A 16,032-nucleotide genomic window follows, 5' to 3' on the forward strand; every position below is an offset into this window, starting at 1 on the left:
GTCACCAACAGGGTTAGGAATTCAGAACTTCGCGCTGAAGCTGGCCTTGAAGGACTGATCGACGATACCGGAGCCGAACTGGCCGCCATAAGCGACGCCGAGCACGGTGTTCGGCGTCAGCGCGAAGTCGAGACCGGCTTCGACGACAGCAGCATTCCGCGCGACTGGCACCCCTGCGATGGTGAAGGCATTGCCGCCGCCAGCGAAGCGCAGGACGGAATTTGGCGTTACATCGTCGAAGGCATGACGCCAGCCGAGCATGCCCTTGGCCGTGACCGAGCCACCGTTGAGGTCAAGAGTGGTCGAGCCGCGCAGGCCGAGCGTCGTGAAGGTGGTGTCCGTGCTGGACGAGCCGCTGGTAAGCGCCGCCGCACCGCCTGTCTCGCGGAAACCGTCCGTATGCAGGTTGACATAGGCGAGGTTCGCGAAGGGCTCGAAACGGGCAGCACCCACCGAGAAGCCATAGGCAAGCTCACCGAAGACCTGCGCCGTGCCGGCGTTATAGTCGCCCTTCAGGCTTTCGCTGAAGCCGGGGAAGGCAACGCTGCGGCTGGTCGAGATATCGTGCCAGGTGTAGGCCGCACCGGACCGGAAGGCGAGATCGCCCCAGGCCGAGCCGCCATAAAGGCCGACATGGTAGTTGTCGCTCGATCCGGAAGAATGGCGATCCTTGGCGTTGAAGCTCGTATGGCTGTAACCGGCGACCGCGCCGAAGCGCCAGGTGTCGAACACCGGGGCGTCCGCACCGACGAAGAAACCGCCGGTCGAGCGGTTGAGGCGCGCGGCGTTGCCGTCACCTGATGTGTGCCCCCACGAACCGAAGCCCTGTCCCCAGACTGCGAAGCCATCGGTGTTGGCGGCAACCGGCTGTGGTACGCCCTTTTCGTAGGTGACGGCGGCGCCCGATGCGCCAACACCATCAAAGGCCGCGCGAAGGCGATCATTGACTGCGTTACGAACGAAACGGCTGTCTTCGATCAATGCTGTCTTAGCCGAAGCGTGGATCTCGCCCGAAAGCTGGTCGAAGGCATAGCGCGCCTGTTCGGCCGAAAGATTGAGCACGGCATCATAGACGGCATTGCCGGCTTCAAGGCTCTCCACGCCACCGCCAGCTGCGATCTGGTTGCGCGTTTGGCCCACATTCTCGAACGTGGTGCCGTTGCGCGTCATCGTCAGATAGACGTTGTTGTCGTCATAGCTGAGCGAGGGATCGAGGAAAGCCAGATTGGAGGTCACGCCTTCATCGAAGGTGCCGGTGACACCGCCATCCGCCGTCAGGATCGTGTATTGCGTCGAGGCCGCATAGTTTCCCGTGCCGGCAATAACGCTGACGGAACCACCTCGAAGATTTACTCCGCCGGAGACATCGACAAGATCCGCCAAACCGTCTCGATTGACCTCGACCTGGTAGATCGAGCCCTCCCACATAGCCAAGTCACCATTGATCGTCAGTGTGCCGATACCGTTTCCAGGTGCCAGGATCGCACCAGACTCGATAGAAACAAAACCCCCTATCGTGCCGCTGCCGGCCAGTACGGTTCCGCTCTCCATCTGGAGAATAGCGGCGTCACCGCCGAGCTTCCCATCGACCATGAGCCCGCCGCTGCTGACGTACGTTCCGCCGGTGAAGTCGGAACTGTCTCCCGTCAGGCGAAGGAAGTTCCCATCGCCAACTGCGACCTCAAATTTACCGCGTCCGGAAACCTCGCCCCTATAGGTGCCGCTGCCGTTTTGCTCGAAGCGCATGGAGGCAATATGTTCGATGTGGACATTGCCACCAAAAAGATCGCTTCGGGAAACCAGCCTGCCATCATCAATCGTCCAGTCGAGAGCGCTGCGTCCGGACAGGGTCAGCATACCCGAGCCCAGCTTTTGCATGGTGCCCCGGCCGTAGATATCGCCCGCGAACAGGCCGTCGTCGTTTTGATCGAACACGACATGGCCATTGTTGGCGATGTCATTCCTGATGCTCTGCGTGTTGCCGACCAGCGTGCCGTTCCGCACGATGGTGTCGCCGCGATAGCTGTTGTTGCCGGTGAGAACGAGGGTGCCCAGATCGTCCTTGACGAGGGCGCCATCGCCACGCAATTCGGAGGCGATCGTTGCCACATAGTCAGCGCCCATCTGCGAGCCATCACCGACACGGATCGTGGTCTGCGCTTCGGTCAGCGTAATGGCGTCGCCCTCGACACGGTAACCGTCGATGGCAAACTGCATGCCGGTGACGGAAATATCGCCACTGGAGCCGTACACCGTGACGGTTCCCGGCTCGCCCTGGAAGACGGCGAAGCGTCCGCCCCAGTCGTGATTGGCATCGCCGTTCGTTGTCGTCCAGTTGGTCGAGCCGTTCCGCCACTCCCCGTATCCGCCGTTAATCACGCCATCCGCAGTGGTGTTGTGGCCATCCCAGAACAGGGTGCTGGGACGCGGGTCGGGACCGGGGCCGGGAGTGCCGCCGACAACGACGTTCACCTGCTTTTCAATGGCGGTCTGAATCTCGATATCGCCAATGCCATACTGACTGCCATCGGGCACGCCGATGACCTCCATCCCGTTATCGGTCAGATTGCCGCCATAGTTGAAGAGACGGTAGACGCCTTGACCGAAATCTCCCGTACCATCTGCGATGGTGAGCCGCCCGTCGAGCGTGAGATCGCCCTCCACCTCGAAAAATGCCGTCGTGCTCGGTGCACCGACCAGAATTTCGACGTCGGAATTTTCGTTGAGCGTCAGGCTACCCATTGTCAGCGTGCGGTCGTGCTGGCCATAGAGTCGCCCGCCATCGGCGATCTCGACGTCGCCGCCGATGCGGCCCGAACCGGTGACGGTGCCGCCAAATTCCACCGCTACATTGCCGCTATAGTTGCCGTCGAAGGAGAGACCGCCTTCGTTCACGATGGCGCCGGGCGCGTCGAGGCTTTCTCCAGTCAGGCTGACCGTGCCACGGCCCATCTTGGTGATGGTGTGATTGTGGCCGCTGATGACACCGGCCAGGGTGCTCATTGTGGAAGTGCCGAACCCGTCGTACTCGAGAATGATGCGGTCTTCCAAGCGCATATTCTGGGCGATCGTCAGGGCGCTCCCAAGATCCAGAATGCTGTGACTCTCGGCAGGACGTTTGAAGATCACGTTCGAGCCGATACCGAAAGCCCAGTCTTTACTTACGGCTACCGTTCCACCTTCGATGATGGTATCGCCGGAACGGGTGCTGTTCTCTGACAAACTTAGATAGCCCGAACCCACCTTGCGCAGCACGCCGCCACCGCTGGATTCTCCGGCGATGGACACGTCACCGTTGAAGGCGCCAACGGTCAGCGTCGAGCCTGTATTGATGGACAGAGTTCCGCCGCCGTTGATGACCAGGCTGTCGAAGGTCTCGCTCTGGGCCACCCGCAACATGGCGCCGAGATTGACTGTGACATTCCCGGTATCGGCAATCGCATCGCCGCTATTGACCACCAGCGTACCCGCCTGGACCATGGTGTCGCCGGTATAGTCATTCTGCCCGGTCAGAATCAGCGTCCCCTCACCATCTTTCGTGAGAGAGCCGGAACCGGAGATCGACCCGGACAGCGTGGCGAAATCACCGTCATAAACGTTGAGCCCTACGCCCGCCGATCCGGACAGGATGATGTCGTTCTGAAGCGGCGTGAACTGGTTCATGAAGACCAGATCCACAATTGGCCTGGCCGCGCCGCTCGCCGTGAATTCAATGGCGCCGCTGCCGAAAGCATTGGCGTTTCCGACTTCAACTGTCCCGCCGGCAATCTCGGTGCCGCCGGAATAATCGTTTTCGTGGAAAAGCCTGAAAAGGCCGTCGCCGGTCTTGCGCAGCGCAAGCACACCACCGCCGCTATCACTGAAGGTGCCGTAAGCAGTTCCTTCGGAGACCGAAATGGTCGCTGTGGTATTAGCGACACTGTTCACTACGCCGACATGGGCATCACTGACCAGAGAATAGATATGCTGATCCTGACCAGCCATATCCAGCCATCCGCCCCGAAGTGAAACATAGCTTCCCTCCTGACTGAAAAAGTCTCTGCCAACGTCGTTGCCGAACTGAAGGGTGCCGCCGCGCACCTCGATAGAGCCGCGGATATCGGACTCCGGCGGTTGCCCGGAAATCGAGGTGGGCGCGAATATCACCGTACCGTTGTCGGCCTGGGAATCGCCAATCGTGAGGAACGTATTGCGTCCGTAGCCGAGATTACCGGTCCAGGTGGCAACACTCCCCTCCACCGTAGAGATTGTTGTGTGAGAGCTATCCGGCATGGTGACGTCGTCATTATAGGTGCCGGTGCTCGTATAGCGCAGCGCCTGCTGGGCCTGCGCAGCCGTCAGCGGCAACAGAACACTCATCAGCGCGGTTGCGCAGAGAAGGCGGCTTTTACGGGTGAATGCAACGGAACGCGCTGCGCGGATGGTGGTTACCATGGTGCTACTCTCAAGCTTTTGGAAATTTCATGCGGCTCGGATCGGTTGAGGAGCGATGCGGCACGGCATGCAGGGAATTACTTGCCCGAATTCAGCAATGACCATCGATTCGACCGCCCTTTTGGACGGCGACTTCACCCTCAACCGCGTTCTCGTGACCGACATTGCCCCTAAACCTCCGTTCAAATGTTGAACGGCTTAGCAAGCCGATCTTCCGGCCGCCCCATATGTTCGCAGGGGGCAGAAAAAATTATTGTTTCGCAGGGGGAATGGTATTTTCGGAAACAAAGACGGCGGAAGAACTTGCTTCCGCCGTTATGAGTGTTTCAAGGTGGGCCCGTTGAACCGGACACTATTGTTGGAGAGCTTATTTTCTTCGGGAACCCGGTTATCGTGGCGCGTGAAGCTCCTGAACGACTTCCGCATGATGCATCAGGTTGAACGCAGGACCTGCGATTGCCATGGCGCAGACCGGTTCTCGAAAAAACGTTGAAACCAGCCCAGAGCGTGCTCCCTCGTTTCCCGTTCCACGAGACCGATCCAGGTATTGGCCTTCAACTCGCAACAGGTCTTGCGCGACAGAAAGCCGGGCGCATCCGCCAGAAACCCGTTCAACCGCAGCACCATTTTCGCCTCTTCAAACGGGGCTTCCGGCCTGAAGCGGTAGATTGGAATTTCAAAAGCCACGGAGATTTCTCCTCGTGATTGTCGTTTGCTGCTATTGCGTTTTTGAAAGCCGCTTCAACCGGTCGGCGTATGGCGCGGCCACATTGCGATACGGCGCTCCTTTCTCGCGAATGACGTCGAAATTTCCCATCTGGGCGCGGAGCATTTCGGTTGCCGCCTTCTTTTGCTCCGGCGTCATCTTGCCGAGTTCGCCGAGCTTGTCCGCGAATTCCTCCATCAACTGCTCAAGCTCGGCCTGCGGGATCGAAGCGATGAAGCCGGTCATGGTCTGATCAAAGGCCGCTTTCCACCTTGTCTCACTGAAACCGGCTGCCGGGATCAATTGGGAAGATTCGTCATCGATCTCGAACCATTCCTGCGCAGCGTCCTCATCATAGAACACGGTTTTTCCGGTTTCGGACGAAAGGCGCTCAAGAATGGCAACGACGGCCTCAGCCTCGCGCTTTTCGAGCGCGGCGGCGCTGGTGGCGGAAAGGCCGAGGGCGATCGCGGCGGCAACGGCCGACTTATGAAACAGGTTGCCGGTCATCAGTAGCAATCCTGCATGCTGACACGGGTGTTGCTGGCCTGGCTCTGGGCGATCATGCTGCCGCCGGTCGATGCTACCTGGCCGGCGATCGCGCCGCCACGTCCGGCGAAGCCGCCGAGGCCGCCCACCATTCCGAGCGCGTTGCCCAGCATCGCCGCATTGGTTTGCCCTCGCACGGCTTCTTCGCAGGCATCGCGCTTCTGCGACGCGACTTTCTGCTGTCCAACCGCCCGCGCGGACGTTTTACTACCAGCGGTTGTTTCACTCGTTGCACCACCTGTTGTCTGGCTGCAACCAGACAGGACAAGCGCCACCGCGCTCACTATCGCAATTTGTCTCATGGTTTCCATAACTTCGTGAACGGCACTTGGCTGAACACCCTCTTTCGGAGCGCGTCACTTTGGCCGTCGGTTGAGTTTCCGGATTGCTCTTAGGACGAAAAATCAGGAGCCGCCCCATCTGTTCATAGGGGGCGGAAGTTTTTTCTAAGGATAAAACATCATCGATGGTAACTTCTCGGGGCTGCAACCTACTCGGGGGGAATAGACTACTGATGCAACAATCCCGACACTTTCGCTGCCTTGGAATCATACTCCGAGGCGTGGGCATCTTGCTTGCCATTCTCATCATGGCTCCGGCGGTTTTTGCGAGCAACCTGGCCGCCCCGACCGGGCCGGTGCTCCTCACCGTCACAGGCGAATTCGCAAGAACCAACCACGAGAACAGCGCGCGCTTCGACGCGGCCATGCTCGCCGCCCTGCCGCAGCACCGGATTGAAACATCGACCCCGTGGACGGACGGCAAGAACGTCTTCGAAGGCGTGCTGTTGTCAGACCTGTTCGAATTCCTCGGCGTAAAGGACGCGCAAACGCTTCGTACCGTAGCCCTGAACGAGTACGCGATCACCTCCCCGTTCTCCGAAGCCATCGAACATGGCGCGTTGCTGGCCATGCGCATGGACGGCAAGGCGTTGACGCGGCGCGACAAGGGGCCAATCTGGATCGTCTATCCGCGCGACGGCAACCCGCGGATCCAGGATGAACGCCACGATGCCCGCTGGGTCTGGCAGCTCACCAGAATTGAGGTCCAATGAGCATCGCGGCAAAGAAGCGGACGGTGTCGGGCATAACGGGTGTGATCGTGACCGCCTGCGCCCTGCTGCTGGTCTTCGCATTGCACCGCCTGATTCAAACCGAAGCCGAGCTGGCTACCGGATCCGGTGAGAGTCTGCTTTACGCACTGTTCCAGGCTCACGACGAGGAGCAGCGCCTGATACTGGATTCCTATGACTGGAACAACGGCGGAAGGCAGACCGCGCAGGCAGAAAAGCTTCAGCTTCAGATGGACCTTGCGATCAGCCGCCTGGATGTTGTCTCCCATGGGACACTTGGCCGGGCTTTGTCGGAGGCTGGGGAGGATGGCGTCATTGCGTCCACCCGCACCAATTTGCTGGCATTCGATCAATCCTTGCAGGCCGCCATCCTGAACCGGAGCCCGATTGCGCAGCCGCTGCTGGAAGAATTGCGGGCTGATGCAGGTAGGCTCAAGGCTGCGGCGACGCGCGTATTTCTCGGGGAGCAAGACAATATCGGCAAGCAGCGGGACCGCTACTCATCTGTGCTGTGGGAGGCTATAGTCGCGGTTCTTCTCATCCTCGGCTGCGGCGTTTTTATCGTCGCCCGTCTGCTGGCCAGTCTGCGAAGCGCTGCCCACGCCGAAGACGCCCTGCGGCGAGATAGGGACTTCTCGAACCTGCTTCTGGAATCGAGTGGCGACGGAGTGATTGCCTTCGACCTTGAGGGCCGGTGTACGCATTGGAACTCGGCGATGGGCGCCATGTTTCCCGCTCCCTGTGGTTCCGATGTCGTCGGCCGGTTGATCAAGGACGCCTACCGGTTGCCCGAGGGCCATATCATCCTGAACATGATGCGCGACACGCTGAACGGGCAAAGCCTTCACATGCCGGCGCATCCCATTCCCGGCGGTGACCGTTATGTGGAGAAGTTCACCCATCCGGTCTGGTCGGGAAAAGCTATCGTCGGCGGCATTCTCTTCATCCGCGACGTGACCGCCGCCCATCTTGCGCAGATGCAGTTGGTCGAGCATCGCGATCAACTGGAGGCGACCATCAAGGAGCGAACGAAAGACTTAGAGGAATCGCTGGAACGAGAGACGAAGCTGCGTGAACTCTACAAGGGTTTCGTCTCGATGGTTTCGCACCAGTTCAGGACGCCGCTCTCCATCGTCGACTCTAGCGCCCAGCGCATGATCCGCCGTGGAAGTGAGATGAGCGAGGCGGAAATCCATGAGCGGGCGGGAAAGATCAGGACGGCGATCCTGCGCCTGACCCGACTTGTTTCCAGCACCCTCAACGCCACCAAGCTGGACGCGGGCGAAATCGATTTCGCTCCCCGCCGCTGCGATCTCGGCAAGCTGATTGTCGAAGCGTGTGAGCGCCAGCGGGAAACGACCCCCGATCGCCACTTCAGGATCGAGCTGGATCTGCTTCCCGGCTGGGTATGGTGCGATCCGTTGCTGATGGACCAGGTGGTCGTCAACCTCCTGTCCAATGCCGTCAAATATTCATCACCGCCCAATCCGATCGAGATCACGGCCGACTTGGATGAGCACTGGATTCACATCAAGGTCAGCGATCGCGGCATCGGCATTCCGCACGATGAGAGCGACAAGCTGTTCGAGCGGTTCTTTCGTGCGAGAAACGCTGTCGGCATCGAGGGAACCGGCATCGGGCTGCATATGGTGCGCGCCATTGCCCAGATGCATGGCGGCGATGTGAGCGCCCTTCCACGCGAGGGAGGCGGCTCGACCTTTGTTCTCAAGATTCCAAAAGAGGAAGCGTTGGCGGCATGACTATGGATCATTCAACTGAAGCGATTGTGGCTTCCGATCGACAGAGAACCATTCTCTGTGTCGAGGATGAAGCTGCGCTCCGCTCTGACATCGTCGAAGAACTGGTTTCGGCCGGCTATAATGTCGTGGAAGCGGGCAATGGACGGGAAGCCCTGCTGAAACTCAAAGACCTGCGCCCCGACGCGATTTTGTGCGACATCAACATGCCCGAGCTTGGCGGGTATGAACTCATGGCGCAACTGAGGGCCGACAGGCCCGATCTGGCCGAAGTGCCCTTCATCTTTCTCACTGCGCTGGCCGACAGGGCAGAAGTGCTGCACGGCAAGAATGCCGGCGCCGACGACTATCTGGTCAAGCCCGTCGATTACGACGATCTCCTGGCGACGATCAAATCGAGACTTCGGCTTGTTGACCGGGTTCGCCAATCGCTCCTTGCCGACCTTCAGGCCCAGCAGCAACGCATGATCGAGCAAGCGGTGCTAGATGGCGAGGTCACGCTGGCGGCTTTGGCCGCCGCGCTTGACCGGCTATCGATCGGCATCTTCCTGCTCGAGGAGACCGGCGAAGTCCGCATGACCAATGAGGCAGGCCGACAGTTGATCGGGAAGGCAGACGGCCTTTCCCTTGCATCCACTGGCTTGACTACCCGCTTCGCAAAGTCCGCGCAGTCCTTGAAAGCGGCCCTTGCCACGGTCTTGCGGGACACCGGCGCGAGCCAGACGCTCGCCGTCGAGAGAGGGGAAGGCAACCCGCTGGTCTTACAGCTTTCATCGGTCAGCCTGCCGGGCAGCAATTCCCGCCATGCCATCGCGCTGGTGGTCGACCCCGACAAGCAGGCCGACATTTCCGCCGAGGTATTGGTGTCCTTGTTCGGTTGCACCTCAGCGGAGGCAAGGCTGGCAGCGGCTCTGGTCGCGGGAAAGCGGCTCGAAGACATCGGGGAAGAGTTCGGGGTCAAGCAGACAACACTCACCTTTCACCTACAGAACCTCTTCCAGAAGACGCATACGCATCGCCAAGCCGATCTGATCGCTTTGCTGATCCGGGCGACGATTCCTCTGTCCCTGAGCAACTGAAGGCCGAACCGCCCTCTGTGTTCGTAGGGGGCGCGTTTCGCTTCGCAATGTTAGCACCGAGACAACCGAGGTAGGTGCGACCATGCGATCAAGAATGTCCCGTTTTGAATCAGACGAGGCCATATCCCTGCAGTTATCCAGGGCTGCGAAAGTGGCTGTGGCGCTCATGACGTCAACCGCGCTTGGGGCCTGCCAAAGCGCACCGAAATCGAGTTTCGACAATCCGATGTTTTCCAACGAGACCCGCGCGCTGGAAAAGCAGCTCGATGCGGAAGCTGCTGCGGTCGGGACAGCGCAGGCGGTCATGAGCATGCCGGCGGCGTGGGACCCCACGGGAGCCGCCAGTCTGGTGACCACACCTGCGGGCTTGGCCATGCGTGAAGCCCAACGCAGGCAAGCCGACGCCAGAATGGATGCCCAGATTGCAAAGGATCAGGCAGTATTCTACCGGAAATATGGATTAAATCCTGACGGAAGCACCACAGGCCGCAAGGGACCATTGTCCGTCGACTAGCGTGTCTCAATAAAGTACCGGCCGCTAATTTGGCTTCACTGGAACAATCTCTTGCGCACCCCGAGCTTTGAGAATGTTCCTTATGGTTGTCCATTGCAACCTGTGCCTTCATAATCCCGGCATGAATCAGGTTTCGCGCCCACAGGTGTTTTATCGTCCGTCGAAAGCGATGGCCCGTCCTTGTCTTCAGGATAGCCATCTCGTCTCTCGCGTGAAACTGCCAGCGACCCACAACCGGCTGATGCCGTTCATTCGCTATCTCGGCAGACTGGCGCCACCCGTGGCTTTCTCTCGGATCTGCCCCAAAAGCGGAAGGAGTGATCGTGGGTACAGACAGATCAACCGTCCATCACGCCTTCTCGCAGGGCCGGCCGAAAGGACATGTCTTCCAGACGGTATCGACCAGCGAAACGGCACCAGCGGATCGCTATGATTACTGGACCAGCGAGGTCATACGCACCTTCGAATCCGCCGCGCCGGACGAACGGCAGCGACGAGACTTCAGGGCGAGCGTGACCTCCCTCGCCACTATGGCCGGCGAGATGCATTATGCCGTGTCCGATGCGTATCAGGTCAGCTTGGGCAAGAAAGCGATCGCGTCGGCGTCTTGCGACGAACTGGCGCTTTTCCTGATGCTTAAGGGCCGGATGCGCTACGCCTACGAAGGCGGTCAGGCGATGGAGGCAGGCGAAGGTGACTTCTTCCTGCTCGACGGTTCACGCCCCTTGTCGCTGAGCTTCACGCGGCACTGCTGCATCCAATTGGATCTCTCGCGACCGTTGCTGGAATCGGTCTTCCCCCGATCGATGCCCGATCCGGAGGTTATAAACGCGGCGCTCGCCAATTCCGCTATCGCCGGCTTGCTGCGCGATCATCTGCGGCAGTTCCCGCGTGTCGTCACGGGGATGGCGCCGCGCGAGCAATTGGCATTGCTGGACGCTTCGGAGTCCTTCGCTATTACAGCGATAGAAGGCGCGTTCTCGTCGGCTGTCGGTGTATCGGAGCATTCGAATGCCGGGCTGTTTGCGGCCGCTCAACGCTATATCAGGCGTCATCTGGCCAGTCATGAGCTCAACCCGGCAGGCGTTGCCACCGCGGTGGGCTGTTCAAGGTCGACGCTCTACCGCTTGTTCGCCGATCGTGACCTGACGGTTCAGGGATATATCCGCGAACTGCGCCTTCAGCAGTTGTTGCGCCTGCTGCAAAAGGAGAACGGCAAAGCCCCGATCCATCTCCTGGCGCAACGCTGCGGCCTCTACGACCTGCCCAACATCAATCGGCTGTTCCGCAGGCGATTCGGCATGGGCCCGAGCGAAGCCCGCGCAGCGGCGCGCCAGCACCCAAACAACGACCGGTAACTGGGCCTTTCCCGAAAGAAATTGCGCCGATCGGCAGGTAATCCCACCGATGGGACGCAAAGATTTCATTTTTGGCACGCGCTGATTACCGCTGATTTTTCAATGACTTTATAGTGCAAGCACCGAGATTTTGTCCGGGCATGTGCGCCCGCCTGATCATTGCAGGCGGGTTGACAGCCCGCGCGTGATGGGGGCTTGCATACTGATGACCGCGATCCGTTTGGACCGAGTTCGATTCAATCCGGAGATGCGTACCAGACATGTGTCCGAAAAGGCTGAGACGACCGTCGTCAACGGCGCGCTGGGGAGCGCATGGCCCCGGCTCTTGCTGGGGGGCGTTTCAGCGTTGGCGTTGACGATCGCCGCAGGGCCGGCACTGGCGCAGACTGTCTCGATCGATAATGATGCACATGAAATCGTCGATGGCAGCGATCCAGACAGAGCAACAACCGGCACGCAGCCGAGCCCGTGGATCATTAACAGCGGCCTCGTCGTCGGTAGATACGATGTCGGCGAACTGACCGTCACGAATGGTGGCAAGGTTACAACCGCTTTCAGCAGCATTATCGGCAATCTTGGTGCCTCCACCGGCACCGTGACGGTGTCGGGTACGGACGGCAATGGCAACGTCTCCACATGGGAGAATTCGGGCCACCTCTATGTCGGCGACCAAGGCTCTGGCGCTTTGACTGTCATGGGCGGTGGAAGGGTCACAAACCGATCCGCCATTGTCGGCAACTCCAGCGGCTCGACCGGCGCGGTGGAGGTGTCGGGCTCGGACGGCAACGGCAACGCCTCCACATGGGAGGCTTCAGGCAGCCTCTCTATCGGGGACCAGGGCTCCGGCGAACTGACCGTCAAGGGCGGCGGAAAAGTCACAAGCAGGAACGGCTGGATTGGCTACTCCAGCGGCTCGACCGGTGCGGTGGTGGTTTCGGGCTCGGACGGCAACGGCAATGTCTCCACATGGGAGGCCTCAGACAGTCTCTTTATCGGCGTCGAGGGCTTCGGCCAACTGACCGTCGCGGATGGAGGAAGGGTGGACGCCTCAACAGTCCATATTGGCATCGACGGCTCCGGTAATGGAACGCTGAACCTGTTTGGCAGCGAGGCGGGTGGGCGCGGCGTACTCGAAACCGGCTATGTGGCAAGAGGCCGCGGGGCAGCCGTCTTCACCATCGACGGGGGCGTCTTGCGCGCAAACGGCGACGAGATCGATTACCTGCGCAATTTCAGGGCGGGTGACGTGATTGTTGGAGCCGGTGGCGCCTTCATTGACAGCAACGGCTTCAATATTGGCATAGGTGCGGAGCTTTGGGGTTTGGGTGGGCTCACCAAGATCGGCTCAGGCACGCTGACCTTGTCCGGAATGAATTCCTACACTGGCGTCACCACGGTGGAAGGCGGCACTCTGCTGGTCAATGGCAACAGCGGCCACTCTGCTCATATCGTCAATGCTGGCGCCACGCTCGGTGGTATAGGCACGGTCGGAAGCACCACCGTCCAGAATGGCGGCACCCTGGCCCCCGGCAGCGATGGCATCGGGGCGTTGACGGTGAATGGACATCTCACGCTGTCATCCGGCTCGATCCTCGATTTCGAGCTGGGTAGCCCAGGAGCGTCGGCCATCACCCCCGGCACCAGCGACCGCATCGATGTCACTGGCGACCTGGCGCTGAACGGTACGCTCAACCTTGCGCAGAGCGGCGATCCGAATGATGGCCCGGCCGGCATTGGGTATTATCGTCTGATGACCTATGGCGGCGAATTGACGGGTTCTGGCCTCAGCTTTGGCGATATGCCGACGCTTCCCGGTGTTGAACATGTCGGCATTCTCAGCGGCGATGGACGGGTCGATCTGTATCTCGCACCGTCAAGCGATCCTGGTGACTATACACTCCAACATTGGCAGGGCGGCGATGGCGTCTGGAGCGCCGCAAATGCGGCATGGCTCAATCTCGACGGCAATATTCCGGTCATCTGGGCTGGCAACCATGCCGTGTTCAAGAACCAGCCGGGCGGCTTCAACGGCGGCACGATCAGCGTCGAAGGCACACAGAGCTTCAAGGGCCTGCAATTTGTGGACGAAGGCTATCGGCTCCGTGGCTCGGGGACGCTTGCGACGGTTGCGGAAGGCTCGGAAATCCGTGTGCTGGCCGACAGCGCCGAGATCGCGACGGAGATCACCGGCGCAGGTGGCATCGTCAAAACGCAGGCAGGCACGCTGATCCTGTCGGGGCATAACACCTATGCAGGCGGGACGCGCATCCTGGGTGGCAAGGTGCAAGTCTCCGAGGATGCCAATCTGGGCGCGGCGTCGGGTGGGCTTACCATCGATGGCGGGGTGCTGTCCGCAACCGGCAGTTTCGATACGGGCCGTTCTGTCACCTTGTCGGGCGCGGGCACGTTCGAGGTAACAAATGGCAACACGCTTGGTCTGACCGGCACGATCGGCGGTAAAGGCGATCTGGTGAAGCGCGGCGATGGCACCTTGCTGCTGTCGGGTGACAATGCCTATGGCAACACCATTGTCGAAGCTGGAACGCTAACCGGCGATGTCGGGTCGATTTCGGGCAGCCTCGCGAATGCCGGTGTGGTCCGCTTCGATCAGGGCGGCGATGCCCGCTTCGCCGGCGATATTGTCGGGCTGGGCGGCACGAACGGCAAGATGGTCAAGGCAGGCGCGGGCACGCTCACGCTCGGCGGCGCTTCCACCCTCGACTGGACCATCTCCGAGGGCAGGCTTGCGACGGAGGCCGCGCGGTTCGCCGGCGGCGCCCATCTGGACGGCGCGGGCACAGCGCTCAGCTTCGGCGATGCCGGAAGCGCGGTCTATGGCGGCGCGATCTCGGGCAATGGCCAGTTCTCGTTTGAGGGAACAGGAACAGTGCTGCTGACAGGCGACAGTTCCGACTTTGCCGGCCGGACCAACATCGGCGCCGGCACGTTGCTGGTTGGCGATGCCGACGGCAATGGCGCGCTTGGCGGGTCGTTCAATGTCCTTGATGGCGCGACTCTCGGCGGCTCAGGCACGGTCGGCTCGGGAACCGGATCCCTTGTCGTGATCGCCTCTGGCGGCACGCTGTCGCCGGGCAACTCCATCGGCTCGCTGACGGTCGACGGCAATCTTGTCTTCGAGGCGGGCTCTCGATTTGCCGTCGAGGTGAACCCTGAAGGAAATGAAAGCGATCTTGTGACGGTTACCGGCACCGCGACGCTCGACGGCGGCTCGGTCGCCCACATCGGTGCCAACGGCAATTACGATATTCGCTCGTCCTATACGATCTTATCCGCGGGCGGAGGGCTGTCTGGTTCGTTCAATGATGTGACCTCGAACTTCGCCTTCCTCACGCCGGAGCTGATCTACGACTACGGGGCGGGCTCGGTCGATCTGCGGCTCTCCCGTAACGATCGCGATTTCGCCTCTGCCGCGGTGACGCGCAATCAGATCGCTACGGCGGGCGGGGTCGAAAGCATCGGCTTTGACGCCGGGCACGCGGTCTATGACGCGATCGCCCAGCTTGCCGATGACGGCGGCCTGATCCGCGCCAGTTTCGATGCACTGTCGGGCGAGATACACGGCTCGGCAAAGACCGCGCTCGTCGAGGACAGCCGCTTCATCCGCAACGCCGCCAACGACCGCATCCGCGCCGCCTTCGGCGATGCGGGTGCTCCGGTGGCTCCCGTTCTCGCCTATGGGCGGGGCGACACGCCCATGGCCGTCTCGGCCGACCATATTGGCCCCGTCTTCTGGAGCCGCGGCTTCGGCTCCTGGGGATCGAGCGACAGCGACGGCAATGCCGCCTCCCTCGACCGCAACACCGGCGGCCTGCTGATCGGCGCGGATGGTCTGGTCGGTGACTGGCGTCTCGGTCTCTTGGCCGGCTATAGCCATTCGAGCTTCAAGGCCGGCGACCGGGCCTCTTCGGGCTCCAGCGACAACTATCATCTCGGTTTCTATGGCGGCACCCAATGGGGCAACATAGCCTTACGCACCGGGGCGGCCTATAGCTGGCACGACATCGGCACCAGCCGCGCCGTTGCCATTCCGGGCCTCAGCGATCGTCTCGCCGCCGACTACTCTGCCGGCACCTTCCAAGCGTTTGGAGAGCTGGGCTATCGCCTGGAGCCAGGCAACGGCATCCGGCTGGAGCCCTTCGCCGGTCTCGCTCATGTCAGCCTGCACACCAACGGCTTCACCGAGCGCGGCGGGGATGCAGCCCTGACCGGCCATAGCGGTAGCACCGATGTGACCTTCACCACACTCGGCTTGCGCGGCGAGCACACCCTGACCTTCGGCATGATGGAGGCCACGCTCAAGGGCATGATCGGCTGGCGGCACGCCTTCGGCGACACCACGCCCGAAAGCACGCATCTCTTCACGGCCGGCGGCGCCTTCACGATTGCCGGGGTGCCCGTCGCCAGGGACAGCGCCGTCATTGAGGCCGGGCTCGATTTCAACATCAGTCCTGAGGCCACGCTCGGCCTCTCCTACACCGGTCAGATCGCCTCAGGCGCACAGGATCATGGCTTCAAGGCCAATCTGGCTGTCAGGTTCTAAGC

General features: G+C 60.9%; 10 protein-coding genes. 6 read left to right on the forward strand and 4 right to left on the reverse strand.

Annotated features, from left to right (window positions below; all coding sequences use genetic code 11):
- Positions 1-21 precede the first annotated feature (21 nt).
- From F9K78_RS14900 to F9K78_RS14915, 4 genes are all read right to left on the reverse strand, one after another.
- Positions 22-4,434, reverse strand: a complete 4,413-nt coding sequence (locus F9K78_RS14900) for an autotransporter outer membrane beta-barrel domain-containing protein (RefSeq protein ID WP_151682283.1) — start codon at positions 4,432-4,434, stop codon at positions 22-24.
- A 432-nt stretch (positions 4,435-4,866) separates the two neighbouring features.
- Complete coding sequence (locus F9K78_RS14905) at positions 4,867-5,121, reverse strand: hypothetical protein (RefSeq protein ID WP_151682284.1); 255 nt, start codon at positions 5,119-5,121, stop codon at positions 4,867-4,869.
- A gap of 31 nt (positions 5,122-5,152) precedes the next feature.
- Complete coding sequence (locus tag F9K78_RS14910) at positions 5,153-5,650, reverse strand: hypothetical protein (RefSeq protein WP_151682285.1); 498 nt, start codon at positions 5,648-5,650, stop codon at positions 5,153-5,155.
- A complete protein-coding gene (locus F9K78_RS14915; RefSeq protein WP_151682286.1) occupies positions 5,650-5,991 on the reverse strand; it encodes a hypothetical protein in 342 nt (113 codons plus the stop codon). Before F9K78_RS14915 ends, F9K78_RS14910 begins: the two co-directional genes overlap by 1 nt.
- A gap of 269 nt (positions 5,992-6,260) precedes the next feature.
- Between F9K78_RS14915 and F9K78_RS14920 the strand changes: the two genes are divergently transcribed.
- From F9K78_RS14920 to F9K78_RS14945, 6 genes are all read left to right on the forward strand, one after another.
- A complete protein-coding gene (locus F9K78_RS14920) occupies positions 6,261-6,743 on the forward strand; it encodes a putative pterin-binding protein (protein WP_167518118.1) in 483 nt (160 codons plus the stop codon).
- On the forward strand, positions 6,740-8,521 hold the full coding sequence (locus F9K78_RS14925; RefSeq protein ID WP_151682288.1) for a sensor histidine kinase: 1,782 nt from the start codon (positions 6,740-6,742) through the stop codon (positions 8,519-8,521). Before F9K78_RS14920 ends, F9K78_RS14925 begins: the two co-directional genes overlap by 4 nt.
- Positions 8,518-9,597 carry a response regulator gene (locus F9K78_RS14930; RefSeq protein ID WP_151682289.1) on the forward strand — a complete coding sequence of 360 codons (1,080 nt, stop codon included), beginning with the start codon at positions 8,518-8,520 and terminating at the stop codon, positions 9,595-9,597. The genes F9K78_RS14925 and F9K78_RS14930 overlap by 4 nt, the downstream gene beginning before the upstream one ends.
- A 94-nt stretch (positions 9,598-9,691) precedes the next feature.
- The gene (locus F9K78_RS14935) at positions 9,692-10,111 is read left to right on the forward strand and encodes a hypothetical protein (protein WP_151682290.1); all 420 of its coding nucleotides are present in this window, start codon (positions 9,692-9,694) and stop codon (positions 10,109-10,111) included.
- 323 nt (positions 10,112-10,434) lie between these two features.
- Complete coding sequence (locus F9K78_RS14940) at positions 10,435-11,469, forward strand: helix-turn-helix domain-containing protein (protein WP_151682291.1); 1,035 nt, start codon at positions 10,435-10,437, stop codon at positions 11,467-11,469.
- Positions 11,470-11,731: 262 nt separating this feature from the next.
- Positions 11,732-16,030 (forward strand): autotransporter domain-containing protein, encoded by a 4,299-nt coding sequence (locus tag F9K78_RS14945; RefSeq protein WP_167518119.1) that lies wholly within the window; start codon positions 11,732-11,734, stop codon positions 16,028-16,030.
- The last annotated feature ends 2 nt before the right edge of the window (positions 16,031-16,032 follow it).

This window comes from Brucella pseudintermedia (assembly GCF_008932435.1).
GTDB lineage: Bacteria > Pseudomonadota > Alphaproteobacteria > Rhizobiales > Rhizobiaceae > Brucella > Brucella pseudintermedia.